The organism is Labrys sp. Lb11, from assembly GCF_057554225.1.
Genome location: NZ_BAAJOT010000003.1, coordinates 687340 through 712481, shown reverse-complemented (window position 1 = coordinate 712481; position 25142 = coordinate 687340). Strand labels below are relative to the sequence as shown.

17 protein-coding genes and 1 pseudogene are annotated in these 25142 nt (G+C 68.5%); 13 read left to right on the top strand and 5 right to left on the bottom strand.

Going from position 1 to position 25142, the window contains the following annotated elements:
- Positions 1-141: 141 nt before the first annotated feature.
- The 3 genes from AC27L4_RS13075 to AC27L4_RS13065 all read left to right on the top strand — a co-directional run bounded on the left by AC27L4_RS13075 (position 142) and on the right by AC27L4_RS13065 (position 10720).
- Entirely contained in the window at positions 142-6960 is a 6819-nt protein-coding gene (locus AC27L4_RS13075) for a beta strand repeat-containing protein (RefSeq protein ID WP_487142616.1), read from the top strand.
- Between the two features lie 135 nt (positions 6961-7095).
- Entirely contained in the window at positions 7096-9258 is a 2163-nt protein-coding gene (locus AC27L4_RS13070) for a type I secretion system permease/ATPase (protein ID WP_487142615.1), read from the top strand.
- A 1-nt stretch (position 9259) separates the two neighbouring features.
- Positions 9260-10720 carry an HlyD family type I secretion periplasmic adaptor subunit gene (locus AC27L4_RS13065; RefSeq protein ID WP_487142614.1) on the top strand — a complete coding sequence of 487 codons (1461 nt, stop codon included), beginning with the start codon at positions 9260-9262 and terminating at the stop codon, positions 10718-10720.
- Positions 10721-10771: 51 nt separating this feature from the next.
- Here the strand turns inward: AC27L4_RS13065 and AC27L4_RS13060 are convergent, their stop codons facing one another.
- The 3 genes from AC27L4_RS13060 to AC27L4_RS13050 are packed head-to-tail and all read right to left on the bottom strand — an operon-like array spanning position 10772 to position 13807.
- Positions 10772-12064 carry an HlyC/CorC family transporter gene (locus tag AC27L4_RS13060; protein ID WP_487142613.1) on the bottom strand — a complete coding sequence of 431 codons (1293 nt, stop codon included), beginning with the start codon at positions 12062-12064 and terminating at the stop codon, positions 10772-10774.
- A gap of 34 nt (positions 12065-12098) precedes the next feature.
- On the bottom strand, positions 12099-13220 hold the full coding sequence (gene aroB, locus AC27L4_RS13055) for a 3-dehydroquinate synthase (RefSeq protein WP_487142612.1): 1122 nt from the start codon (positions 13218-13220) through the stop codon (positions 12099-12101).
- Entirely contained in the window at positions 13217-13807 is a 591-nt protein-coding gene (locus AC27L4_RS13050) for a shikimate kinase (RefSeq protein WP_487142611.1), read from the bottom strand. Before AC27L4_RS13050 ends, aroB begins: the two co-directional genes overlap by 4 nt.
- A 303-nt stretch (positions 13808-14110) precedes the next feature.
- Here AC27L4_RS13050 and AC27L4_RS13045 point away from each other — a divergent pair, with 303 nt between their 5' ends.
- The 5 genes from AC27L4_RS13045 (at position 14111) to AC27L4_RS13025 (ending at position 16495) form a co-directional block, all read left to right on the top strand.
- Positions 14111-14260 (top strand): histidine kinase, encoded by a 150-nt coding sequence (locus tag AC27L4_RS13045; RefSeq protein ID WP_487142610.1) that lies wholly within the window; start codon positions 14111-14113, stop codon positions 14258-14260.
- Complete coding sequence (locus tag AC27L4_RS13040) at positions 14257-15228, top strand: site-specific tyrosine recombinase XerD (RefSeq protein ID WP_487142609.1); 972 nt, start codon at positions 14257-14259, stop codon at positions 15226-15228. The genes AC27L4_RS13045 and AC27L4_RS13040 overlap by 4 nt, the downstream gene beginning before the upstream one ends.
- 76 nt (positions 15229-15304) lie before the next feature.
- Positions 15305-15538: an AbrB/MazE/SpoVT family DNA-binding domain-containing protein gene (locus tag AC27L4_RS13035; RefSeq protein WP_487142608.1), complete on the top strand. Its 234-nt coding sequence runs from the start codon at positions 15305-15307 to the stop codon at positions 15536-15538.
- Positions 15539-15958: a PIN domain-containing protein gene (locus tag AC27L4_RS13030; protein WP_487142607.1), complete on the top strand. Its 420-nt coding sequence runs from the start codon at positions 15539-15541 to the stop codon at positions 15956-15958.
- Between the two features lie 168 nt (positions 15959-16126).
- Positions 16127-16495 (top strand): hypothetical protein, encoded by a 369-nt coding sequence (locus AC27L4_RS13025; protein ID WP_487142606.1) that lies wholly within the window; start codon positions 16127-16129, stop codon positions 16493-16495.
- A gap of 80 nt (positions 16496-16575) precedes the next feature.
- On the opposite strand, the gene AC27L4_RS13020 is transcribed toward AC27L4_RS13025, so the two are convergent.
- Complete coding sequence (locus AC27L4_RS13020) at positions 16576-17043, bottom strand: Lrp/AsnC ligand binding domain-containing protein (RefSeq protein WP_487142605.1); 468 nt, start codon at positions 17041-17043, stop codon at positions 16576-16578.
- 137 nt (positions 17044-17180) lie between these two features.
- Here AC27L4_RS13020 and putA point away from each other — a divergent pair, with 137 nt between their 5' ends.
- Both putA and AC27L4_RS13010 read left to right on the top strand, forming a co-directional pair.
- Positions 17181-20273 carry a bifunctional proline dehydrogenase/L-glutamate gamma-semialdehyde dehydrogenase PutA gene (putA, locus tag AC27L4_RS13015; protein WP_487142604.1) on the top strand — a complete coding sequence of 1031 codons (3093 nt, stop codon included), beginning with the start codon at positions 17181-17183 and terminating at the stop codon, positions 20271-20273.
- Between the two features lie 137 nt (positions 20274-20410).
- Positions 20411-21115: a class I SAM-dependent methyltransferase gene (locus AC27L4_RS13010; RefSeq protein ID WP_487142603.1), complete on the top strand. Its 705-nt coding sequence runs from the start codon at positions 20411-20413 to the stop codon at positions 21113-21115.
- Positions 21116-21148: 33 nt separating this feature from the next.
- On the opposite strand, the gene AC27L4_RS13005 is transcribed toward AC27L4_RS13010, so the two are convergent.
- Positions 21149-22366 (bottom strand): MFS transporter, encoded by a 1218-nt coding sequence (locus AC27L4_RS13005; protein ID WP_487142602.1) that lies wholly within the window; start codon positions 22364-22366, stop codon positions 21149-21151.
- A gap of 221 nt (positions 22367-22587) precedes the next feature.
- On the opposite strand from AC27L4_RS13005, the gene AC27L4_RS13000 reads away from it, so the two are divergent.
- The 3 genes and pseudogenes from AC27L4_RS13000 to AC27L4_RS12990 all read left to right on the top strand — a co-directional run.
- A complete protein-coding gene (locus AC27L4_RS13000) occupies positions 22588-22860 on the top strand; it encodes a hypothetical protein (protein WP_487142601.1) in 273 nt (90 codons plus the stop codon).
- 168 nt (positions 22861-23028) lie between these two features.
- A complete protein-coding gene (locus tag AC27L4_RS12995; protein WP_487142600.1) occupies positions 23029-23493 on the top strand; it encodes a (2Fe-2S)-binding protein in 465 nt (154 codons plus the stop codon).
- Positions 23421-25118 (top strand): annotated as a pseudogene (locus tag AC27L4_RS12990) (xanthine dehydrogenase family protein molybdopterin-binding subunit); the annotation flags it as partial. The gene AC27L4_RS12995 and the pseudogene AC27L4_RS12990, both read left to right, overlap by 73 nt.
- Positions 25119-25142 lie beyond the last annotated feature (24 nt).

The window sequence follows — 25142 nt, the reverse complement described above, 5'->3', positions numbered from 1 at the left end:
AAAAATCCTGACCCTAGAATTCCAAAAATTGTTGGCCAATTTTCTTCTGAAATTGGATTCAATGGATGGCCGGGGGACTTTGATTCTAATAAAGTCCATTGGTCTCCTCCCAAATGTTTCCTTGCCGGCACGCCTATCCTGATGGCGGACGGCTCGACCAAGCCGATCGAACAGGTAACTGTCGGTGATGCGGTGATGGCCTTCGCGACAGGCCTGCGGGGCGATGATTCCAGCCTTTATCCATGCCGGGTCAAGCGGCTCTTCCGCGCAATTACGACCGAGTGGTGCGTTCTCTCTGATGGATTGACAGTCACGCCCGGTCACATGTTCCTGAACGAGCATGGACAGTTCGAGCGCGTGGATACAATCCTAGCTCGGGACGGCAGCATTGTCACCGCCGCAGGCGCCGTTGCGCCGGCAGCAGCCGAGCGGATCATCTACTGCGAGGCCAATCGTCATCTCTACGAGGAGGCAGAGGATATTATCTACGCTGCTGAGGGCGGCGCGGCGCTCGCTCCGCAGGTTCGACGGGGCTGGCGAACCTACAATTTCGAGGTCGAGGGCCTCCATACTTACATCGCCGGCGGCTATCGCGTCCACAATGACTCCGCCGCCGACTACGACGGTTATGCGTCGATGATCGGCAACGACCAGACGCTTGCGGCCGGCTACTCCGCGATGAAGGAGCAGTTCGGCCTCGAGGTTGCCGCGGCCATGGCCTGGGCCAAGAACCCCGGCTCTGGCGTCGACGGGGCCAGGATGGCCCGTAACGCTGCGGTCGATGCGCTACTGCATAACAAGGATAAAACCGATCCTGAGATTGTGGGGCGGCTCCTGGACCAAGCGTTTAATGCCCAGGCCAGATACTACAACGCCTACTACAACACGAATCTGCGGCTTCCCGGAGTCGCCTCCGGCATGGACGCGGGTGGATTCCTCGGCTCGATCGGCGATGCCGTTGGCGGAGCCCTAAACGCGATGGGCGATGCCATTGGTGGGTTCCTTAACTCGATTGGCGAGGCCCTTGGTTCTCTTGGCGAGGCGCTCGGAGGATTCTTCGGCGGATTGTTCGGAGGGGATTCCGGAGGGGGCGGCGACTCCGGTGGCTTTGATTACGGCGATTACGACGTCGGTGACTACGATTACGACGATTTTGCCCCCGTCATCCTCGACCTGACCGGCGACGGCCTGAAGGTCACGCCGCTCTCCTCTTCCACCACCTACCTCGACAGCGAGGGCAGCGGCTTCCAGCACCACACCGCCTGGGCCGGCGTCGGCAACGGCGTGCTGGTGCTCGACACCCGCCATGACGGCCAGATCCATGATAGCAACCAGTACGCCTTCACGGAGTGGGACCCCACCGCCAAGGGGGATCTCGAGGCGCTCAAGGACGTGTTCGACACCAATCACAACGGCAAGCTCGACGCCGGCGACGCGCGCTGGGCCGACTTCAAGGTGATGGTCAACGGCCAGATGGTGACGCTGGCCTCGCTCGGCATCCAGTCGATCGACCTCATCGCCACCGGTAGCGGCCAGCGCTTCGCCGACGGCTCGGCCATCACCGGCACGGCGCACTACACAAAGGCCGACGGCACGCAAGGCCTGGTCGGCGACGCGACCCTCGCCGCCGACCCCAACGGCTATCGCATCAGCCAGACCGCCGTCACCAATTCGGACACCACCGTCACCACCAGCATCGTCGGAACCGCCGCCGATGGTAGCAAGGCGTTCGAGACGAAGGTCACGGCCAGCGCCGACGGGCTCCGGCGGACCATCCGCTATGACGACAACGGTGACGGCGTGTTCGACCGCTCGCAGACCGACCACACCGTCCTCACCGCCACGGGCAGCGTCCAGACCGTGTCGAACATCAACGCCGACGGCTCGCTGCGCGATAAGACCGTCACCACCACCAACACGTCCACTCACACCGTCACGACCGAGGTCGATCAGAACGGCGACGGCGCCGCCGATCAGAAGCAGATCTTCGTCACCAATGCCGACGGCTCTACCTCGACGACGGTCCAGACGCTGAACTATGACCAGGGCGTGCTCACCACCGTGGTGACCGCCACCAGCGCCGACGGCCTGACCAAGACCGTCAGCACCGACCTCAACGGCAACGGCAGCGCCTTCGATTCGATCGCCACCGACGCCACCGTAGTCAACGCCGACGGCAGCCGCACGCAGACCGTCTGGACCACCGGCGGCGACGGCAAGACGATGCTCTCCGGTACGGTCACCACCATCGGCACCGACGCGAGCAAGACCATCTATATCGATCATGACGGGCTGACGCTGGCGGCCGGGCAGAGCGCCCGCGACGCCATCGTCGCCAATGCCGACGAGAAGCAGACGAGCACCGTCACCCAGAACGCCGACGGCAGCGTCACGGTCGCGGTGCGGGATCTGCGCTGGAGCGGCACGAACTGGGTGGCGCGCGGCGGGACGACGACCACCACCAGCGCCGACGGCCTGACCAAGATCGTCCAGAGCGACCTCACCGGGCACAGCGCGGGCGTCTACGACCGGACGACGACGGACGCCACCGTGGTCGCCGCCGACGGCAGCCGCACCCAGACCGTGACGGTGACCAGCGCCGACGGGTCGCTGCTCAGCAAGAGCGTCACCGTCACCAGCGCCGACAAGCGCACCATCACCGTCACCACCGACGACGACGGCGACGGCGCGCTCGACCAGACCAGGACCACCATGATCTCGCCGGCGGGCAACACCACGGTGACGACGCAGGACCTCAACCCGAACGGGGTGGTCAAGGATGCGAGCCTCGTCACCACCACCAATGGCGGCCTCACCCGCATCACCCGGATCGATAGCGACGGCGACGGCACTTACGACCGAACCACGACAGACTCGACCGTCATCAACGCCGACGGCAGCAGCACCGAGACGGTGGCGGATTACGCCGGCACCACCGGCACCTACGGCTATGGCACGCTGATCCACAAGACCGTGACGGTCACCGCGGCCGACGGCCTGAGCAAGACCGTCCAGACCAATGCCGACGGCCTGACGCCGATCGACAGCACGACCACGGACGTCATCGTGCTGGGCGGCGACGGAAGCCGCACGGAGACCGTCACCACCTACAACGGTGCCGGAACCACCGGCGCCATGCTCAGCCAGACCGTCACGACCGACAGCGCCGACCGCCTGACCACGACGGTGACGACCGACGCCGACGGCGACGGCCACATCGACGCCAAGCAGGTCTCCACCGTCACCCATGCCGGCCTCAAGACCGTGACCGACTCGGCCTACAACAACAACGGCTCGCTGAAGGCCAAGACCTATACCGTCGTCTCGGCCGACGGCTTGACGACGACGGTGTCGAGGGACGTCACGGGTGACGCCGCCTATGACGCCAAGACGACCGACACGATCGTTCTCGGCATGGACGGCAGCCGCACCGAGACGGTCGCGAACTTCGGCGTCGACGCCGCCAGCACTCTGATCAACCAGACGGTGACCACCACCTCGGGCAACGGCCTCGTCAAGACGGTGAAGGTCGACGCGGACGGCGACGGCAATTTCGAGAGCGTCGGCACCGACAACACCGTCTATAATGCCGACGGCAGCCGGACGCAGACCGTCAGCGCCTATGTCGGCTGGGGCGCGTCCCAGACGCTGGCGGGCCGGACGGCGACCACGGTGAGCGCCAACGGCCTGGTGACGACGACCGCCGTCGATGCCGACGGCGACGGCCTCGCCGACCGGACCACCACCGACACAGTCGTGCTCAGCACCACCGGCGGCCGGATCGAGACGGTGATCACCACCAGCCGCGACGGCACGGTGATCGACAAATCCGTCACCACCATCTCCGCCAGCGGGCAGCGGGAGACGCGACAATACGACATCGACGGCAACAGCGCCTATGACCAGACCTCGACCTCGGTCGAGCAGCTCAACGGCTCGACGATCACGCACGCCTACAGCTACACGCCCGCCGGCGTCGTGACCTCGCACAACTATACGACGGCGAGCGACGACGGGCTGAGCACGACGGTCAAGACCGATCTCGACGGCGACGGCACCTACGACCGGACCCTGACCGACGTGACCGTGCTCAACGCCGACGGCAGCCGCGCCGAGACCGTGACGCATCTCGTCGGCAGCAATACGATCGTCGACAAGACGGTGGTGACGACCAGCGCCAACGGCCTCGTGGTGACGCGGCAATGGGATACGGCGGGCGCCGGAACGTTCTCCCGGACGCAGACCGACGAGGTGATCCTGCACAGCGACGGCAGCCGCGAGGAGACGGTGTCCGACCTGAACAGCGACAATACCCTGCACGACCTCGTCAAGATCATCACCAGCACGGACCGGCGCACGGTGACGACGACGCGCGACATCAACGGGGACGGTCATTTCGACCAGCGCACGGAGGTGGTCACCGGCGACGACGGCAGCACCGTCACCGCCAACAAAGACTTCGTGAGCGGCACGTCGAGAATCAAGGCCGTCGAGACTATCACGGTGACGGCCGACGGCCTCTCCACGACCATCCTGCGCGACATCGACACTAATGGAGATGGCATTACCGACGTCACCGCCAGCAGCATCACGGACGTGACGACGCTGAACGCCGACGGCAGCCGCAAGGAGGTGGTCACGAACCTTGTCGACAGCCTCAGCGGCTCGACCCATGTGCTGAAGGTCGCCGACCGGACGCAGGTGGTGACGACGGCCGACGGCCTCGACACGACGACCGAATGGGATCTCACCGGCAACGGCAGCTACGACCTCAGCCGGATCGAGGTCACCAGCGTCGGCGCGAACGGCGACACCGCCGAGATCGTGACCGACTATGGCGGCGACTATCTCGCCGGCTCGCGCGCCATCAAGGCAAGCTACAAGACCGTGACCAGCGCCGACGGGCTGGTCACGACCAAGAGCTGGAACCTCTATGGCGGCCTCGCCGTGGACCAGGTGTCGACCGACAGCACCGTGCTCAACGCCGACGGCACGCGTACTGAGACCGTGCAGAGTGTGCTGAAGACCGTGACCGGCGATGTCGCGCTGTCGACACTCCGGCAGACGACCAGCGCCGACGGGCTGGTCGTGACCACGCAGAAGGACATGACCGGGGCGGGCAGCTTCGACCAGAGCTCGGTCAGCAGCACTGTCAGCCTGGCGGACGGCAGCACGGTCGAGACTGTCACCGACTACACCGGCGACGTGGCGAATGGCGGGACGATCCGCGACACGGCGGTCGTTACGACCAGCGCCGACAAGCGGATCGTCTCGATCACGCGGGACGCCGACGGCGACGGCATCACCGACCAGACCGACGTCACCACCCACGCCGTCGACGGCAGCACCACTGAGGTTATCGTGGATCTCAATCCCGCCGGGACCGCGCTCAACCACACCACTGTGACGACCAGCTATGACGGTCGCACGGTCACGACCGAATGGGATATGAACGGCGACAACAAGATCGACGGCTCGCGGATCATTGAGAAGACGGTGAACGCCGATGGCAGCATCACCCAGACAATCCTCGACCGCGCCCTCGGAGCATCGAACAGCGGCAGTTGGGTGATCGGGCCAATGTCTACGGGACGGCGGGTGCCCAGGGGCTCCGGCGGCAGCGACTTTGGGTTTGTCATCGAGGGGACGATCCCAGATTTGCCCCCCGACCCGCCCAAGATGTGGCACCGGCCCACCGATCGAGCGTTGATCGTCAGCGGCTCGTTCCTGTCATCGCAGACGGGGAGCCGCCTGTGGACGGCCACGCCCGGAGGCTACGTCCAGTCCGGCACCGAGACTTCCCTTACGGCGAAGCGCAGCACCACGGTTACGGTCAGCGCGGACGGGCGCACCACGAAACGGGAGACCGACTTCGATGTCGATGGCACTTTCGACCAAACGGAGACGATAGTCATCGACGCCAGCGGGGCCAGCGTCACCACCACGACGAGCAGCGGTGCTGCGCTGACCGAGACTCTCCTGCTGGGCGTCGTCCGCTGGACGGACAAGATTGCCTTGTCATCCGTCGTGAACGTCACCGCCGACGGCCTCACCAGCACTTCGGACCAGACCTTTGCGGCGGGAGCGGCGGTGCATGAGACCGAGATGGCGTCGAAGACGCAGATCGACGGCTCAATCGTCACCACGATCACCGACACCAACGATACGGGTGCCGTGGTGGCGACCGGCACCATGACGGTCAGCGCCGATGGGCTGACCACGACCCTGAAGCGGGACAGCGACAATGACGGCAAGATCGACCAGATGCAGGTCGGCGTCAGCCGCGTCGACGGCAGCAGGGTGGTGACGACGACGGACTACAAGCTGAACGGCGGCGTCAAGCAGACGGCGGTGACCACGGTCAGCACCAACGGCCAGGCGTCGGCCACGGTGACCACGACGGGCACGACGACGGACATCACCTTCACGGGGACGGGCGTGCCGGTGACGCTCGCCAAGAATGTCACGGCGACGATGACCGGAACGGCGAAGACCGTCAACCTGACCGGCGGCGACACTCTCACCGTAGTCAGCGACATTCCCACCGTCCCTGGCTCCAACTTCATCAATGTCCGCGGCACGACCAACCACATCGTCGCCTCCGACTGCGTGATCAACCTGGCCGCGGGGGCGAGCCTGCTGATCGACTCCGGCAGCCATAACACGGTGACGATGGGCAACGGGTCGTCGGTCTATGATGCCGGCACCAACAACGACTTCGTGTTCAAGCCCGCGTTCGGCCATGACAGGATCACCAACTTCGTGACCCGCTCCATCCACTCCGCCAATGCCGACACGATCAGCTTCGATGACGCGATCTTTGCGGACTGGCAGCATCTGCTGGCGGCGATGAGCCAGTCGGGCAACGACGTGGTGATCAGGGCGAACGCCAACAACACGGTCACGCTGTCGAACCTGTCGGTCTCGGACCTGCAGGCAAGCGACTTCAGGTTCATCTGATGTCGCGCGACGCCCGCCGAGCCGGAATCCCAGCGGGCTTCCGGCTCGGCTTCACCCCGGGGCGGCTGCATCCGGCCTTGCCCTTCCTTCCCCAGCCGGAGCCGCCTGCGGGCGACGACCCTCTCTTGTCTCGCCATGGATAGTCCCGAACGCGTCGAGGTCCCTGCCGAGCAGTTGGACTCGGGCCTGCGCGCCCTGTGCGGCGTCGCCGCCTTCTACCGGATCGCGGCCGATCCGAAGCACCTGCAGCGCGAGCTGGCGCTGGCGGGGCGGCCGGCGGACGAGCGGCATCTCCTGCGCGCCGCCCGGATGATCGGCCTCAAGGCCCGCATCATCACCGGCCTCACGCCGAAGCGGCTGACCTCGATCCCGGTGCCGGCGATCGTGCGGGTCAGGGACGGCTCCTTCCATGTCTTCGCCGGCCTCAACCCCTCCGGCAAGTTCCGCATGGTCGATCCGGTGACGCGGATCGACCGCGAACTGGCGCTCGACGAGCTGCTCGAAGAGGTCGGGCCGAAGCTGATCCTGCTGGCCCGCCGCGTCGGCGGCGCCGGCTCCGATCCCAGAACCTTCGGCCTCGCCTGGTTCCTGCCCTCGATCTGGCGCTACCGCAAGCCGCTGGCCCATGTGTTGCTGGCGTCGCTGTTCGTCCAGATCTTCGCGCTGGTGACCCCGCTGTTCTTCCAGGTCGTGGTCGACAAGGTGCTGACGCACAAGGGCTATTCGACGCTGTTCGTGCTGGTCGGCGGCATCGCCGCCATCGGCCTGTTCGACGTGGCGCTGCAATATCTGCGCACCTATGCCCTGTCGCACACCACCAACCGCATCGACGTCGAGCTCGGCCAGCGACTGCTGCAGCACCTGCTGCGCCTGCCGCTCGGCTATTTCGAGACGCGCTCGGCCGGCCAGACCGTGGCGCGGGTGCGCGAGCTGGAGACCATCCGCAGCTTCCTCACCGGCCAGGGCCTGTTCTCGGCCATCGATCTCGTCTTCACCGTCGTGTTCATCGCCGTGCTCTATGCCTATTCCTGGAAGCTGACGCTGATCGTCGTCGGCGCCATCCCGATCTACATCCTGATCGCCGCGCTGGTGCGCCCGTCGCTGCGCGAGCTGGTCAAGGAGAAATTCAACCGCGGCGCCGCCAGCCAGCAGTTCCTGGTCGAGGCCATCGTCGGCATCCACACCGTCAAGGCCGCGGCGGTCGAGCCGGTGATGCAGGCGCAGTGGGAGGAGAAGCTCGCGGCCTATGTCCGAACCGCCTTCGACGCCACCATGCGCAGCGCCGGCGGCCAGAACGCCATCCAATATGTCAGCAAGCTCACCACCGCCGCCCTGCTGCTGTTCGGCGCCAAGGCGGTCATCGACGGCGAGCTCTCGGTCGGCTCGCTGGTCGCCTTCAACATGATCGCCGCGCAGGTGGTGCAGCCGGTGCTGCGGCTGTCTCAGATCTGGCAGGACTTCCAGCAGGTGCAGATTTCGATCGACCGGCTCGGCGACATCCTGAACATGCCGACGGAGCGCACGCCCTCGAACCTGCTCAACCTGCCGCCGCCGCGCGGCGCGATCGAACTGCGCACCGTCACCTTCCGCTATCGGCCCGGCGCGCCGGAGGTGCTGAAATCGGTGTCGCTGACAATCCGGCCCGGCGAGGTGATCGGCATCGTCGGCCCCTCCGGCTCGGGCAAGTCGACGCTGACCAAGCTGATCCAGCGCCTCTACGTGCCGGAGGAAGGACAGGTGCTGGTCGACGGCAGCGACGTCTCGCAGGTCGATCCGGCCTGGCTGCGCAGCCATATCGGCGTGGTGCTGCAGGAGAACCTGCTGTTCAACCGGACGATCCACGACAACATCGCCTTCGCCAATCCGGCCATGCCGCGCCGCGAGGTGATGGCGGTGGCGCGGCTCGCCGGCGCCGACGAGTTCATCGCCCGCCTGCCGATGGGCTACGACACGGTGATCGAGGAACGCGGCGCCAATCTCTCCGGCGGGCAGCGCCAGCGCATCGCCATCGCCCGGGCGCTCGCCACCAATCCGCCGATCCTGATCTTCGACGAGGCGACCAGCGCCCTCGACTATGAGAGCGAGCGCGTCATCCAGGCCAACATGCGCCAGATCGTGCAGAACCGGACGGTGATCGTCATCGCCCATCGCCTGGCGGCGGTGCGGCCATGCCACCGCATCATCGGCATGCAGGATGGGCGCATCGTCGAATCCGGCTCGCACCAAGAACTGCTGGCGCTGCGGGGCGGCCTCTATGCCCGGCTCTGGGCCCTGCAGACCGAACAGGCGGATGCCTGAGATGACCGCCACCATCCACCGCCTGCCCGTCAAGCCCCAGCCCGCCGGACGGCGCATCCTGCCGCGGCGCGACGACCAGGAATTCCTGGCGCCGGCCCTGGAGGTCCTGGAGACGCCGCCCTCGCCGGTGCGCACGGCGCTGATCCTGCTGATCTGCGCCTTCGCCGCCACGGCGCTGGCCTGGTCCTATTTCGGCAGGATCGACATCATCGCGGCGGCCCAGGGCAAGCTGCAGCCCACCGGCCGGGTCAAGCTGGTGCAGCCCGTGGTCGCCGGCAGGGTCGCCGCCATGCCGCCCGCCAACGGCACCCATGTCCGGCCGGGTGACGTGCTGCTGCAGCTCGATCCGACCGAGGAAGCCGCGGACGAGGCCGGCTACGCCGCCGACCTCGCGTCGCTGCAGGCGGAGGCCGCCCGGCGGCAGGCCGCGATCGAGGTGGCGCGGCATCGCGCCTTCGAGCCGTCTCCCGCCATCGCCTGGGCCCACGGCACGCCGCTCGCCGTGCGCGAGCGGGAGGAGCGTATCCTGACCGGCGACATCGGCCAGCTCGCCGCCACCCTCGCTTCACTGGCGGCGCAGAAGCAGCAGAAGCAGATCGAGCACGATCGCCTGAGCGACACGATCGCGGCGCAGAAATCCTTGATCGAGACCCTGCAGGAACGGGTCGACATGCGTTCCGAGCTCGTCGACAAGAAAGCGGGCACGCTCGCCAGCGTCATCGACGCCACCGAGACGCTGAAGACGCAGCAGACACAGCTGGCGCTGCAGCAGGAGCAACTGGCGGATGCCGAGGCCGGCATGGCGATCTTCGCCCGCGAAGCGGACAAGACGCTCCGGACCTTCGTCGACGACAATGCCCAGAAGCTCGGCGACGCCGAACGCCAGATCGAGGACCTCACCGAAAAACTCGCCAAGGCCCGCGACATCCGCCAGCGCATGACCGTGCTCAGCCCGATCGCCGGCACGGTGCAGGCCTCGGCGATCACCACCGTCGGCCAGGTCGTCGCCAGCGGTCAGGAGGTGATGCGCATCGTCCCGGACGGCTCGTCGCTCGAGCTGGAGGCCTATGTGCTCAACAAGGACATCGGCTTCGTCAAGGTCGGGCAGGAGGCGATCGTCAAGCTCGAATCCTTCCCGTTCACCCGCTACGGCACGATCAAGGCCCATGTGACGCGCGTCGCCACGGACGCGATCCCGGAACCCGAGGCGGCGCAACTGGAAGGGGATCCCGCGACGGCGCAGAAGAGCTCCGGCTTCGTCGGCGCCGAGCGCACGCAGAACCTGGTGTTCGCCGTGACGCTGACGCCGGACAGCACCGTGATGAAGGCCGATGGGCGGGAGGTGCCGCTGACCTCCGGCATGACCGCGACGGCGGAGATCCGCACCGGGCGGCGGCGCATCCTCGAATATGTGTTCTCGCCGCTGGTCGAGGTCGCGTCGGACTCGATGCAGGAGCGGTGAATAGACGATGGGGGACTCCGCCGGTGCCGGGCCGAGGGCCGCGCAACCCGGTCAGCGCCCCGCCGCCCCTTCGCCCGGGCGGTCCAGCGGCGTGATCCGCAGCGAGACCAGGCGGTTGCGCTGCTTGCGCAGCACCTGGAAGCGGAAATCGTGGAAGGTGAAGGTCTGGCCGGCCTCGGGGATCTGGTGCGCCTCGTGGATGACCAGGCCGGCGATGGTGGTCGCCTCCTCGTCGGGCAGGCTCCAGTCCATGGCGCGGTTGAGGTCGCGGATCGAGACGGAGCCGTCGACGTTGACGGCGCCGTCGGCCTGCGGCCAGACGCCGGAGATGGCGACGTCGTGCTCGTCGGAAATGTCGCCGACGATCTCCTCGATGATGTCCTCGAGCGTGACGATGCCCAGGACCACGCCATATTCGTCGACGACGAAGGCGAAGTGCATCTTGCGGCGGCGGAAGGAGCGCAACTGGTCGTCGAGCGTGGTGGTGTCCGGCACGAACCAGGCGGGCAGGGCGATGCCTTCCGGGTCGATCCGCTTGGCGTCGTTGCCGACGGCGTCGAGCGCGCGCAGCAGATCCTTGGCGTGGATGACGCCGACGATGTTGTCGGGCTTGCCGCGCCAGGCCGGCACGCGGGTATAAGGAGCGGCGAGGATGTCGTGCACGATCTTGGCGGGATCCTCGCCGAGGTCGACGGCGAAGACCTCGGTGCGGTGCACCATGATGTCGGCCACGGTCAGGTCCTGCAGGTCGAGCAGGCCGCCGAGCATGTCGCGGTCGGCCTTCTCGACCGAGCCTTCCTTGTGCAGCAGGTCGACGGTGCCGCGCAGCTCCTCGGCCGCCGAGAGCAGGCCGGTGTCCTTGACGATGCGAAAGCCGACCAGCCGCAGCACGGCGCGCACCAGCCAGTTGATGGCTGACGTGACGGGCGTCAGCACCCAGACCACCAGTCGCACGGGAAAGCTGACCAGCAGGGCGCTGCGCTCGGGGTAGTTCAACGCCAACGTCTTGGGCAGCACCTCGGCGAAGACGATGGTCAGCACCGAGATGACGCCGGTGGCGTAGATGACGCCGACATCGCCGAACAGGTCGAGCATGACGCTGGTGGCCAGCGCCGCAGCCGCGGTGTTGACCACGGCGGTGCCGATCAGCAGCGAGCCGATCATCGCCTCGCGCGTCTCGAGCAGGCGGTTGACCATCCTGGCCCGGCGGCTGCCGGCCTTTTCGAGGGCGTGCAGCCGGGCGCGGGAAGCGGCGGTCAGGGCTGTCTCGGAGCCGGCGAAGAAGAAGCCGGCGGCGAGCAGCAGGCAGACCAGCGCGGCGGACAACCAGGTTTCGGCGGTCATCGGGCGGTCGGAACCGGCCTCCTTGCTCTTATAGTCAGGCCTCGGCGAGCTTGTCGGCCAGGAAGGCCCGCACCATGTCCGGGTCGACGTCCCTGGCGATGAAACTGCGGCCGAGGCCCCGGGTGAGAATGAAGGTGAGCTTGCCCCGCTTGACCTTCTTGTCCTGTGTGATCGCGGTCAAAAGCTCGTCGGCGGTGCCGCCGCCGCCGGGCACCTGGCCGATACGGGTGGGCAGGCCGACCTCGGCGAGATGGGCGGCGACGCGCGAGGGCTCTTCCTGCGGGCACAGGCCCAGCCGGGCCGAGAACTCGTGCGCCAGCACCATGCCGATGGCGACGCCCTCGCCATGCACCAGGCGGGCGCTGTCGTAGCGGGTGATCGCTTCCAGCGCGTGGCCGAAGGTGTGGCCGAGGTTGAGCAGGGCGCGGTCGCCGGTCTCGGTCTCGTCGCGGGCGACGATGGCGGCCTTGGCCCGGCAGGAATGGGCGATGGCCCTCTCGCGGGCTTCGCCGCCCGCCAGCACGCCGCGCCAGTTGCGCTCCAGCCAGTGGAAGAACGGCTCGTCGTCGATCAGGCCGTATTTGGCGACCTCGGCATAGCCGGCGCGGAACTCGCGTGGGCTGAGCGTGTCGAGCACGGCGGTGTCGGCGATGACCAGGCTGGGCTGGTGGAAGGCGCCGACCAGGTTCTTGCCGTGCGGGGAGTTGATGCCGGTCTTGCCGCCGACGGAGCTGTCGACCTGGGCGAGCAGCGAGGTCGGGATCTGGACGAAGCGCATGCCGCGCCGCAGGGCGGCGGCGGCGAAGCCGGCGAGGTCGCCGACGACGCCGCCGCCGAAGGCGATGACGATGTCGCCGCGCTCGACCCTGGCAGCGATCAGCGCGTCGCAGACCTGGGCGAAGGTGGCATAGTCCTTGGAGGCCTCGCCCGGGCGGACGACGACGGTCTCATGCTTCAGCCCCGCCGCGTCGAGGCTGCCGGTCAGCGTCGGCAGGTGCAGCCGGGCGACATTCTCGTCGGTGACGATGGCGGCGCGGATGTCGGGCGACAGGGCGGCGGCGATGCGCGCCCCGGCCTGGGCCAGCAGGCCGGGACCGATCGCGATGTCGTAGGAGCGCTCGCCCAGGGAAACGGGGACGATGGTCGGGCCGGTCACGATGTCGCTCCGAAAACATGGGCTTCCAGCGCCGCCATCACCTCGTCGAGCACGACCTCGTGCGCGACGTCGCGGGAATCGACGGTGATGTCGGCCAGGGCATAGACGGGATAGCGCTGCTCCAGCAGGCCGCGCAACGTGGCCTCCGGGTCCGCGGTCTTGAGCAGCGGCCGGTTGGATTTCCGGCGGACGCGGCGCATCAGCACGGCGAGCTCGGCCTTGAGCCAGACCGAGATGCCGCAGGCGCGGATGGCCGTCCGCGTCTCCTCGTTCATGAAGGCGCCGCCGCCGGTCGCCAGCACCAGCGGCGCCTGATCATGGAGCAGGCGGGTGATGATGCGCCGTTCCTTGTCGCGGAAGAACGGCTCGCCGTCCTGGGCGAAGATCTCCGGGATGGTCTTCTGGGCGGCGGTCTCGATCTCGGTGTCGGCGTCGCGGAACTCCATGCCCAGCCGGGCGGCCAGGCGCTTGCCGACGGCACTCTTGCCGGCGCCCATCATGCCGACGAGCACCACCGAACGGGTGCCGAGCGCCGCCAGCAGCGCCTGCTCGCGTTCCCCCGGTGTGGTCCTTGCCGTCACGTCCATCACTGCGCCGAAGCCCCCGTTTCCTGTTGTTTTGGCTGCACGGCGCGGCGGACGCAAGCGCGCGCTTGAGCCCGGCACGGCGTCCTCCCCGCCCGCCGGCGCATCCGCGGTCCTCGGAAGGCGCCCATATCTTCGCCATGTTGCCAAATCAGGGTCGTTCGTGGTCGAAACAGCCCTGGGCAGCTTCTCGCGGCTTTCGTCACGATTGATTTTGCATTGAAAATGCAAAATCAATGCTGCTCGGACGTACAGGTGTAAGCGGGTTCGAAAGAACCTGCTTCGGGTTCGCGAGTCCGCTCCTCGATGCCGAGTCTCCTGCGTTTCCTGACGATTCTGGCGGTGGTCGCCGCCTGCGGCTACGGGGTGGTCTATTCCCTCGCCACCTTCGTCAGGCCGTCGACCCGCGAGATGGTGACGCCGGTGCCGCTGACCAGGATCGAGCAGCAGCCATGACGAAGCCGCCGGGCGACGACCGCCTCATCGAAGCCTTCCTCGACATGGAATCGGCCGAGCGCGGCGCGGCCAGGAACACGCTCGACGCCTATCGCCGCGACCTCGGCGACTACAGCGACTTCCTCGGCTCGCGCGGCGGCGCCATCGCCTCGGCGACGTCGGACCATGTCCGCGAGCACCTGGCGGCGCTGACCGCCCTCGGCTTCAAGCCGACGACCCTGGCGCGCCATCTCTCCGCCATCCGGCAGCTGCACAAGTTCCTCTACGCCGAGGGGTTTCGCGCGGACGACCCGACCACGGCGCTGGACGGCCCGCGGCGAGGCCGGACGCTGCCGAAGGTGCTGGATGTCGACGAGGTCGATCGCCTGCTCGCCACAGCCCGCGAGGGCGTCGACGACGCGGCGCGGCCGCCGCCGGAGCGCCTGCGCGCCGCCCGCCTGACCGCCCTGCTCGAAACGCTCTATGCCTCGGGCCTGCGCGTCTCGGAGCTGGTCAGCCTGAAGCGCAGCGCCGCCCGGCCCGGCGTCAACGTGCTCTCGGTGGTCGGCAAGGGCTCGAAGGAACGCATCGTGCCGCTGACGGAGGCGGCGAAGGCGGCGATGCAGGCCTATCTCGCCCTGCTCGACGCGGCCCAGGCCGAGCGGGCCGGGGCCGGGGGGCAGCCGTCGGAGAAGCCCTCGCCCTGGCTGTTCCCGTCCTTCGGCGAGAGCGGCCACCTGACCCGGCAGCATTTCGCCCGCGACCTCAAGGCGCTGGCCGCGGCCGCCGGCATCCGCGCCGACCGCGTCAGCCCGCATGTGCTGCGCCACGCCTTCGCCAGCCACCTCCTGCAGAACGGCGCCGATCTGCGCTCGGTGCAGATGATGCTCGGCCATGCCGATATCGCCACGACGCAGATCTACACCCATGTCCTCGACGAACGGATGAAGGCGATGGTGCGCGACTTGCACCCGCTGGCGGACGAATAAGGAGGGAACGAGCCGGGGAATTGATTCGATACTGCGGATGATATACTTTATTGAGGTATATCGTCAGGAGGATGACATGCAAGTCGCACGTTGGGGGAACAGTCTCGCGATCCGGCTGCCTGCTGCGGTCGTTGAAGCGCTGGCGCTCAAGGAGGGAGACGACATCGAAGTGCGCATCTCCGGTGACCGGACATTCACCATAGACCGCGACCGGACTCGCATTGCCGCGCTGGAGAGCATTCGCAGGTTACGCCGCCCCCTGCCACCGGGCTGGAGCTTCGATCGTGACGATGCGAACGAGCGCCGTTGAATGGCGAAGATATTCCTGGATTCCAACGTCGTCCTATACGCCTTCACCGACGATCCCCGATCCGTCATTGCCGAAACGCTCCTCGCTGACGGAGTTGATCTGAGTGTCCAGGTCCTGAACGAATTCACGAATGTCGCCCGCCGCAAGCTCAAGTTCGATTGGAGCGAGGTCGAAGAGGCTTTGAGAGCCATTGGCACGCTCGCCCGGACAATACATCCCGTCGATCTGGAGACGCACTCGACAGCTCTGGCGCTGGCACAGCGTTATGGTTTTTCATTCTACGATGCATTGATCGTTTCCTCAGCGCTCCAAGCCCGTTGCGATATTCTCTATTCCGAAGACATGCAGGATGGGCTTGTCATCGAAGGCGGCCTGCGGATCGTGAACCCTTTTCAGGGGGCCTCGCTCAAATCCGAGTAATCGTGGTTTCGGCATGTCGCAAAACGGCCAACCTCCGCGGCCGCTGGAGCGTTTTTCGATTGGACGGAATCGCGTCAAGTCGCAAGGATGCGTCGAAACAAGGACCTGGAGCAAAGCGCGTTTCCATCGGCACGCGCTTTGCTCCAGGCGGGGCAGAGAGGGCGCAACATGAACAAGGTCGCGACCGTCGCCGGGGGGATCCTGCTGGCCGCATCGGTCGGAGCTGCGCAGGCCGGGTGTGTCGGCCATGGAATGCGTTTTCGCGTAGACCTGAATCAGGAGGTCTCGAACCGTTTCGCTACCGACAACGGCAGGTGTATGAACAAATTCCGCGCCGGTGGGAGAACCGTCTACACTGCAGCCTCGATCGCCGCCACGCCGCAGCACGGGACGCTGCGGCAAGTCGAGCGTTTCGGATTCCTCTACCAGGCGAATCCCGGCTACAAGGGGGAGGATCGCTACGCTATCAAGATCTGCGGCACCGGCCTCGCAGGCAGCGGCTGTGCAACCTTGAATTACTTAGGCACGATCGAGTAGGCGACCGGCGGGCTGCCTTTTCAATCCCGGCTGCGGCGCCGGAAGGCCGGGGACACCCATGTCTGTCCCGCTCCCGCTCGCTACACCGGCAGCCCGCGCTCGACCTTCACCTCCTCCATCACCGTGTAGGTGCGCGTCTCGCGCACGCCCGGCACGCTCCACAGCGCCTCGCCGAGGAAGCGGCGATAGGCCGCCATGTCGGCGACGCGGACCTTGAGCAGGTAGTCGAAGCCGCCGGCCACCATGTGGCACTCGATCACGTCGCGCGTGCGCCGGACCGCGTCGGCGAAGCGGTCGAACACGTCCGGCGTGGTCTTGTCGAGCAGCACCTCGACGAAGACCAGGAAGGAGCGGCCGAGCTTGTCCGGATCGAGCCGGGCGCCGAAGCCGGCGATGACCCCGTCGCGGGTCAGCCGCTTCACCCGCTCGGTGGTGGCGGTGGGCGACAGGCCGACACGCTCGGCCAGGTCGACGGTGGCGATGCGCCCGTCCTCCTGCAGCAGGGCGAGGATGCGGCGGTCGGTGCGGTCGAGCGGCGTGGCTGGCACGGCGGGGCCTCCATTCATATCCGTCACTATCGAAATTCGATCCGGTAGTGAATATCACTAGAGGAATGCAGAAATCACGATCGTTTCACACCTGGCTTGCTGCGATAATCCCGGCATCGCCCTGGGAGCCGCCGCCGATGCCCGCCGCCACCGCCTTGCCCGTCTTCTCCGCCCCCTACGCCGCCGATGACGGCATCCTCGTCGGCCGGCTCCTGGCGCAGCCGGCGCCCGAGCAGGCCGCCGAGGCCCGTATCGACGAGCGGGCGGCCCGCCTGATCCAGGCCATCCGCGACAATGCCGGGTCGATCGGCGGCATCGAGGATTTCCTGCGCGAATATTCGCTCTCGACCAAGGAGGGCCTCGCCCTGATGATCCTGGCCGAGGCGCTGCTGCGCGTGCCCGACAAGGTCACGGCCGACGCGCTGATCGAGGACAAGCTCGGCCAGGGCGACTGGGCGCATCGCGAGACGCGCTCGGACGCGCTGCTGGTCTCGGCCTCGGCCTGGGCGCTCGGCGTCACCGCGCGCATCATCCAGCCCGGCGAGACGCCGGAGGGCATCGTCGCCTCGCTCGCCAAGCGCATCGGCGTGCCGACCGTGCGCACGGCGACGCGCCAGGCGATGAAGGTGCTCGGCTCGCATTTCGTGCTCGGCCAGACCATCGGCGAGGCGTTGAAGCGCGCCGCGAGCGGCGAGGCGCGCGGCTTTCGCTACTCCTTCGACATGCTGGGCGAGGGGGCCCGCACCGCCGAGGACGCCCGGCGCTATTTCAGGAGCTATGCCGACGCGATCGACGCCATCGGCCGCGCCGCCGGCAACGAGGCGCTGCCGGCCCGGCCGGGCATCTCGGTCAAGCTCTCGGCGCTGCACCCGCGCTACGAGGCGGTGAGCCGGGCCCGGGTGATGGAGGAACTGGTGCCGCAGGCGGTGGCGCTCGCCCGCAAGGCCAAGGGCTACGACCTCAACTTCACCGTCGACGCCGAGGAGGCGGACCGGCTGGAGCTGTCGCTCGAGGTCATCGCCGCCGTCCTCGCCGATCCGTCCCTGGAGGGCTGGACCGGCTTCGGCCTCGCCATCCAGGCCTACCAGAAGCGCGCCCTCGCCGTGATCGAGCATGTCGAGGCGCTGGCGGTCAGCCTCGGGCGCCGCCTGATGGTGCGCCTGGTCAAGGGCGCCTACTGGGACACGGAGGTGAAGCGGGCGCAGGAACGCGGCCTCGACGATTATCCCGTGTTCACGCGCAAGCCCGTGACCGATCTCAACTATCTCGCCTGCGCCCGGCGCATGCTGGCGGCGCGTCCGAACCTCTACCCGCAATTCGCCACCCACAACGCCCTGACCATCGCCAGCATCATCGAGGCGGCGGGCGGAGTCGACGGCTACGAGTTCCAGCGCCTACACGGCATGGGCGAGCAGACCTACAAGGCGTTGATGCGCGAATTGCCGGCGGCGGCCTGCCGGGTCTACGCGCCGGTCGGCGGCCATGCCGACCTCCTGGCCTATCTGGTGCGCCGGCTCCTGGAGAACGGCGCCAACTCCAACTTCGTCTCGGTCTCGGCCGACCCGGCCGTGCCGATCACCGAGCTCCTGAAGCGCCCGGCCGCCCTGGTCGGCTCGCCGGCCCGGGCCCGGCATGCGCGCATCCCGCTGCCCAAGGCTCTCTACGGCGCCGAGCGGGTGAACTCGGCCGGCGTCGAGCTCGGCTCGCGTGCCGCACTCGCCGGCCTCGAGGCCGAGATATCGGCCGGCCGCAGGCGCGAGCCGGCCGCCTCGATCGTCGGCGGCCGTCCGGGCGCGGGCCCGAAGCGATCGGTGCTCTCGCCGATCGACGGCATGGCGGTCGGCGAGGTGACGGAGGCCGATGCGGCGACCGCCGCGGCGGCGATGCAGGCCGCCGCGGCCGGCTTCCGCGCCTGGGACCGGACCGATGTGAGGATTCGCGCCGCGGCGCTCGACAAGGCCGCCGACCTCCTGGAAGCCCGGCGCGGCGCGCTCCTCGCCCTGCTGCAGGACGAGGCGGGCAAGACCCTGGACGACGCCATCGCCGAACTGCGCGAGGCGGTCGACTTCTGCCGCTACTACGCCGCCCAGGCGCGCAGGATATTCGGCGCCGGCGAGCACATGCCCGGCCCGACCGGCGAGGACAACATCCTGCGCCAGCGCGGCCGCGGCGTGTTCGTGTGCATCAGCCCCTGGAACTTCCCGCTGGCGATCTTTCTCGGCCAGGTCACGGCGGCGCTCGCCGCCGGCAATGCGGTGGTGGCCAAGCCGGCCGAGCAGACGCCGCTGGTCGCCCACGCCGCCGTCCGCATCCTGCACGAGGCCGGCGTGCCGGTCTCGGCGCTGCACCTGGTGCTCGGCGACGGCCGGGTCGGCGCAGCGCTGACCGGCCATGCCGCCGTCGCCGGTGTCGCCTTCACCGGCTCGACCGAGACCGCCTGGGCGATCAACCGGGCGCTCGCCGGCCGCGATGCCGCGATCGTGCCGCTGATCGCCGAGACCGGCGGCATCAACGCCATGATCGTCGACGCCACGGCGCTGCCCGAGCAGGTGGCCGACGACGTGGTGCTCTCCGCCTTCCGCTCGGCCGGCCAGCGCTGCTCGGCGCTGCGGCTGCTCTGCGTGCAGGACGACGTCGCCGACAAGGTGATCGCCATGATCCGCGGGGCGGCCGAGGAGCTGAAGCTCGGCGACCCGCGCGACCCCGCCACCCATGTCGGCCCGGTGATCGACGACGAGGCCAAGGCCGGGCTGGAGGCGCATATCGCGGCGATGACGAGGTCGGCCAAGGTCCGCCTGGCGATGGCGGCGCCGACGCAGGGCAGCTTCGTCGGCCCGCACATCTTCGAGATCGGCAAGGTCGAGGATTTGACGCGCGAGGTGTTCGGCCCGGTGCTGCACGTGGTGCGCTGGCAGGCCGGTCGACTGCCGCAACTGCTCGACGCCATCGCGGCCAGCGGCTACGGCCTGACGCTGGGCGTCCACACGCGCATCGACGCCACCCTCGACGCCGTCACCGAGCGCATGCAGGCCGGCAACATCTACGTCAACCGCAACATGATCGGCGCCGTGGTCGGCACCCAGCCCTTCGGCGGCGTCGGCCTGTCCGGCACCGGCCCGAAGGCCGGCGGCCCCAACTATCTCAAGCGCTTCGCCTCCGAGCAGGTGATCGCGGTGAACACGGCGGCGGCAGGCGGCAATGCCAGCCTGATCGCCATGGGCGAGGAGTGAGGGGAGCCGTGCCGTCCGCCGCAGTCGCGGCGAGCCCGCGGGCGGACGAGCCCGGCGCGGATTAACCAATTCCAAGGGCGGCGCTGCTATGCCGGTGTATCGGAACAGGCTCCGATGACGGATCGGCGGAGGCGGCGGTGAGCGCGGACGGCCAGGCTGCGGAGTTCGACCGGTTCGCCGCCGGCTACCAGGCCGCGGTCAACCGGTCGATCGCCTTCTCCGGCCTCAAGGTCGAGACCTTCGTCGCCGCCAAGGCGCGCTATCTCGCCGAGTTGCTCGGGCGCGAGGGCATTGCCGCCGATGCGCCGATCCTCGACATCGGCTGCGGCGTCGGCACCTACGAGGCGCTGCTGGGCGAGCGCTTCGTCCGGCTGCACGGCGTCGACGTCTCGGCCGAGTCGATCCGGCTGGCGCGGGAGAAGGCGCCGGACGCGCTGTTCTCGGCCTATGACGGCGCGCGCATCCCCTATGAGGACGCCAGCTTCGCCGCGGCCTTCGCCATCTGCGTCTGGCACCACGTGCCGGTGCCGGCCTGGACCGCCTTCGTCGCCGAGGCCCGGCGGGTGCTGAAGCCTGGCGGCATCTTCGTGGTGTTCGAGCACAATCCCTGGAACCCGCTGACACGCTGGGCGGTGGAGCGTTGCGTCTTCGACAAGGACGCGGTGCTGTTGTCGATGCCGAAAGCCAAGGGCTTCCTGCGCCGCGGTGGTTTCGAGATGGCCGATGCACGCTTCATCCTCAGCCTGCCGGCGGTGGGCGGGCTCGGCGCCCGGGCCGACCGGCTGCTCGGCTTCGCCCCGAGCGGCGCGCAATACATGGCCGCCGGCCGGCGGCCGCGATAGACCCCCGATCGTTCGATCACGCCGCTGCCCGCATCACCGTGCGACGGAGAGGGGCTCGCCGCGCCGCTCCGGGCTGAAGCGGATGATGACGACGATCGCCACCGCCACGACCCCGGCGACCAGCGCCAGGGCATGGCCGTAGCTGCTGCCGGGCGCCTCGGCCAGGCGGGCCTGGAACGGTCCGTTGTAGGAGGCGAGGAAATTGCCGGCCTGGTAGACGAAGGCCGGCAGGGTGGCGCGCACCGGTCCGGGCGACAATTCGTTGAGATGGGCCGGGATGACGCCCCAGGCGCCCTGCACTGCGATCTGCATGACGAAGGCGCCTGAGGCAAGCAGGATCGGCGTCGAGCCGAAGGCCCAGAGCGGGATCGCCGGCAATGCGATCAGGCTGGCGATGGTGACGGCGTTGACGCGCCCGATCCTCTCGGAGAGCGCGCCGAAGCTCAGGCCGCCGGCGATGGCGCCGAGATTGGCGACGATGTTGATCAAGCTCACCGTTCTCGGATCGAACTGATGCTGCTTGATGAGGAAGGTGGGATAGAGATCCTGCGTGCCGTGGCTGAAGAGGTTGAAGCACATCATCAGCACGACGCTGTAGATCACCAGGCCGCGATTGGTGGCGAGCGTCTCCCACAGGCCGGGCTTCGGGCCGTTCCTGGCGGCGAGGAAGGCCGGCGACTCCGGCACGTGCGAACGGATGAACAGCACGATCAGGGCCGGCAGCACGCTGAGCAGGAACATCGCCCGCCAGCCGATGGTGTGGTCGCCGATCGTGCGGCCGTAGAGCAGGCCATAGGCGATGGAGGCGAGCAGGAAGCCGGCGGGGTAGCCGCATTGCAGGATGCCCGAGACCATGCCGCGCGCCCGCGGCGGGATCGACTCCATGGCGAGCGACGAGCCCAGCCCCCATTCGCCGCCCATGGCGATGCCGAACAGGGCGCGCAGGACGAGGAAGACCGTCAGGTTCGGCGAGAAGGCGGCGAGGGCGCCGAGCACGGAATAGCACAGGATGTCGAGCATCAGCGCCGGCTTGCGGCCCCACCTGTCGCCGATCCGTCCGAAGATGAAGGCGCCGACGAAGCGCATGGCCAGCGTCAGGAACAGCGCGTAGGCGACCGCGGGTACGTCGGTCCCGAACTCGCGGGCGATGTCCTGGAGCAGGAAGGTCAGCAGGAAGAAGTCGAAGGCATCGAGCATCCAGCCGAGGAAGGAGGCGAGCACGGTCTTCTTCTGCGACGCGGTCAGAGGCATCGGCGTCATCTCCGGGCGGGATGCCGGAACAGGCGGGCCGGCTCCGTGGGCCTCGATATCGGGCGTGGCGGCCCGATCCCCCCAATATGGGAGCGCTGCGAGGCGGCGTGAGGCTTGGGGGAGGCACGATTGCGTGAGGAGGGGGCTGCCCGGGGGCGGGCCGCAATTCCGCCCCGAAGGCGCATCAGGATCCTCGTCGGCGGGGCTGTCCGGAGGATGCCATGCGCCTTTTGATCCTTGCCGGCACTCTTGCCGTCCTCGTGGCGCCCGTGTCGCAGGCACAGGCCGTGGGATGCCTGTCCGGGGCCGTGGCCGGCGGGGTCGCCGGGCACTATGCCGGCCACCACGCCGTGCTGGGGGCCCTGGGCGGCTGTGCCGTCGGGCATCACCTCGCCGTCGAGAGGAAGAAGCAGAGGCAGTTGCAGGCCGAGCCCGCCGCTGCGCCCGCGTCCGTTCCGCCGTCACCGGCCGCGCCGGCGACACAGGCGCACTGACCGGCCTCCGCGCCGGCCTGTCGGCTGCCCCACTGGCCATCACGTCTGCGTGACGCGCCATGCCCGGGCCATGGTTTGCGCGATCCTCGGCGGACCGTCATCGCCCGGCAGGAGGTCAGGCCTGACGCGCCGCTCCTTCTGCCCGCCCAGCCGCCGGAAGGCCCGATCATGGTTGCCCTCACAGTCAACGCGATCCCGCATCAGCTCGATATCGAGCCGGAAACGCCGCTGCTCTGGGTCCTGCGCGACGAGCTCGGCCTGACCGGTACCAAGTTCGGCTGCGGCATCGCCCAGTGCGGCGCCTGCACCGTCCATGTGAACGGCGAGGCGATCCGCTCCTGCCAGACGCAGGTCGGCGACGTGGCGGGGGCCAGCGTCACCACCATCGAGGGCCTGTCGCCGGACGGCCGGCATCCGGTGCAACTGGCCTGGCTCGCCGAGGACGTGCCGCAATGCGGCTATTGCCAGTCCGGCCAGATCATGGCGGCTGCCGCCTTTCTCCGCCAGACGCCGCGGCCGACGGACGCGGAGATCGACGCCGGCATCACCAATATCTGCCGATGCGGCACCTATCCGCGCATCCGCGCCGCCATCCATCGCGCCGCCGGAATGATGGGGACGGCGCAGCCATGACCGCGATCGAAACCGGCCCGGCCGGGCTCAGCCGGCGCACTCTCCTGGCCATCGGCTTCAGCGCTGCCGGCGGCCTGATGATCGGCGGCGCCATCCCGGCGGCGGCCGATCCCGGCGAGCCCTGGCGCGAAGGAGCCTCGGACGGGGAGATCAACGCCTGGATCCTGATCGAGCCCGACGACACCGTGATCATCCGCGTGGCGCAGTCGGAGATGGGCGAGGGCATCTTCACGGCCCTGCCGATGATCGTGGCCGAGGAACTCGGCTGCGACTGGGCCAAGGTCAGGCCCGAATATGCCTCGGCCAGCCGCAACCTGCGCGAGGCCGTCTACAAGCGCATGGGCACCGGCGGCTCGGGCGCCGTGCGGCGCTCGCGCGAGTTCCTGCAGGCGGCGGGCGCCAATGCCCGGGCGAGGCTGGTGCAGGCGGCGGCGGCCCGGTGGCGGGTCCCGCCCGAAAGCTGCACGGTCGAGAACGGCGTGGTGGTGCACCGGGCCAGCGGCCGCCGCCTCGGCTACGGCGCGCTCGCGGGCGATGCCGCAAGGATCGTCCTCGCGGCCGAGCCGGTGCTCAAGACACCCGAGCACTACACCCTGATCGGCAGGCCGATGGCCCGGCTCGATACGCCGTCGAAGCTGACCGGCGCGGCCAGGTACGGCATCGACATCCGCCTGCCCGACATGGTCTATGCCGCCGTGGTCACCTGTCCGGTGTTCGGCGGCACGGTGAAGACCTATGACGAAGCGGCGATCACCGGGCGCCGCGGCATTCTCGCCGTGGTGCCGATCGGAGGCGGCCTTGCCGTGGTGGCGGACCGGTTCTGGCGCGCCAAGGAAGCGGCGCTGGCCCTGCCGGTGACCTGGAACGAGGGGCATGCGGCCGATACCGACAGCCGGCAGTTCGACGCGGACTATGTCGCCGCGCTCGATGGCCCCTCCGTGACCGTCCGCAGGGACGGTGACGTTGCGGCTGCCCTGGCCGGCGGCCGGCGCGTCGAGGCGCTCTACCAGGTGCCGCACCTCGCCCACGCGCCGATGGAGCCGCTGAACTGCACGGCCCATGTCCGTGACGGCAGGGTCGACGTCTGGATGGGAACGCAGAACCCCGACATGGCGCTGCAGCTTGCCGCCAAGGCTGCCGGCGTGCCGCCGGCCCGCGTCGAGGTCCACAATTGCTTCCTCGGCGGCGGTTTCGGCCGGCGCGCCGTCAATGACGAGCTGGTGCAGGCGGTGACCGTGTCGAAGGCGATCGGCCGGCCGGTGAAGCTGGTCTGGACGCGCGAGGAGGACATGCGCCACGACCGCTACCGCCCGTAGGCGGCCATCCGTTTCCGCGCCGCCCTCGACGCGGACGGCCTGCCGTCGGCGATCCATGCGGGCACGGCGGTCGGCTCCATCCAGCGTTCGCTCGGTTGGGGCAAGGCGGAGACCGGCGTCGAACCCGCGGCCGTCGAGGGCCTTGCCAACATGCCCTATCGCACCGGGGCGCTGCAGGTCGATTGCGTGCTCAGGAACACCCATGTGCCGGTGATGTTCTGGCGGTCGGTCGGATCCTCCCAGAACGCCTTCGCGCTGGAGAGCTTCGTCGACGAGCTCGCCCAGGCCGCCGGCGCCGATCCCCTGCGCTATCGCCGCAGGCTGCTCGAAGGC

What these genes read in the sequence shown, in the direction of transcription:
- AC27L4_RS13035 (WP_487142608.1), top strand. Translation starts at nt 15,305, where the DNA reads ATGCAAGTCGCACGTTGGGGGAACAGTCTCGCGATCCGGCTGCCTGCT.
- AC27L4_RS13060 (WP_487142613.1), bottom strand. Translation starts at nt 12,064, where the DNA reads ATGACCGCCGAAACCTGGTTGTCCGCCGCGCTGGTCTGCCTGCTGCTC.
- AC27L4_RS13040 (WP_487142609.1), top strand. Translation starts at nt 14,257, where the DNA reads ATGACGAAGCCGCCGGGCGACGACCGCCTCATCGAAGCCTTCCTCGAC.
- AC27L4_RS13070 (WP_487142615.1), top strand. Translation starts at nt 7,096, where the DNA reads ATGGATAGTCCCGAACGCGTCGAGGTCCCTGCCGAGCAGTTGGACTCG.
- putA (WP_487142604.1), top strand. Translation starts at nt 17,181, where the DNA reads ATGCCCGCCGCCACCGCCTTGCCCGTCTTCTCCGCCCCCTACGCCGCC.
- AC27L4_RS12995 (WP_487142600.1), top strand. Translation starts at nt 23,029, where the DNA reads ATGGTTGCCCTCACAGTCAACGCGATCCCGCATCAGCTCGATATCGAG.
- AC27L4_RS13030 (WP_487142607.1), top strand. Translation starts at nt 15,539, where the DNA reads ATGGCGAAGATATTCCTGGATTCCAACGTCGTCCTATACGCCTTCACC.
- AC27L4_RS13000 (WP_487142601.1), top strand. Translation starts at nt 22,588, where the DNA reads ATGCGCCTTTTGATCCTTGCCGGCACTCTTGCCGTCCTCGTGGCGCCC.
- AC27L4_RS13045 (WP_487142610.1), top strand. Translation starts at nt 14,111, where the DNA reads ATGCCGAGTCTCCTGCGTTTCCTGACGATTCTGGCGGTGGTCGCCGCC.
- AC27L4_RS13065 (WP_487142614.1), top strand. Translation starts at nt 9,260, where the DNA reads ATGACCGCCACCATCCACCGCCTGCCCGTCAAGCCCCAGCCCGCCGGA.
- AC27L4_RS13050 (WP_487142611.1), bottom strand. Translation starts at nt 13,807, where the DNA reads ATGGACGTGACGGCAAGGACCACACCGGGGGAACGCGAGCAGGCGCTG.
- AC27L4_RS13005 (WP_487142602.1), bottom strand. Translation starts at nt 22,366, where the DNA reads ATGCCTCTGACCGCGTCGCAGAAGAAGACCGTGCTCGCCTCCTTCCTC.
- AC27L4_RS13075 (WP_487142616.1), top strand. Translation starts at nt 142, where the DNA reads ATGGCGGACGGCTCGACCAAGCCGATCGAACAGGTAACTGTCGGTGAT.
- AC27L4_RS13025 (WP_487142606.1), top strand. Translation starts at nt 16,127, where the DNA reads ATGAACAAGGTCGCGACCGTCGCCGGGGGGATCCTGCTGGCCGCATCG.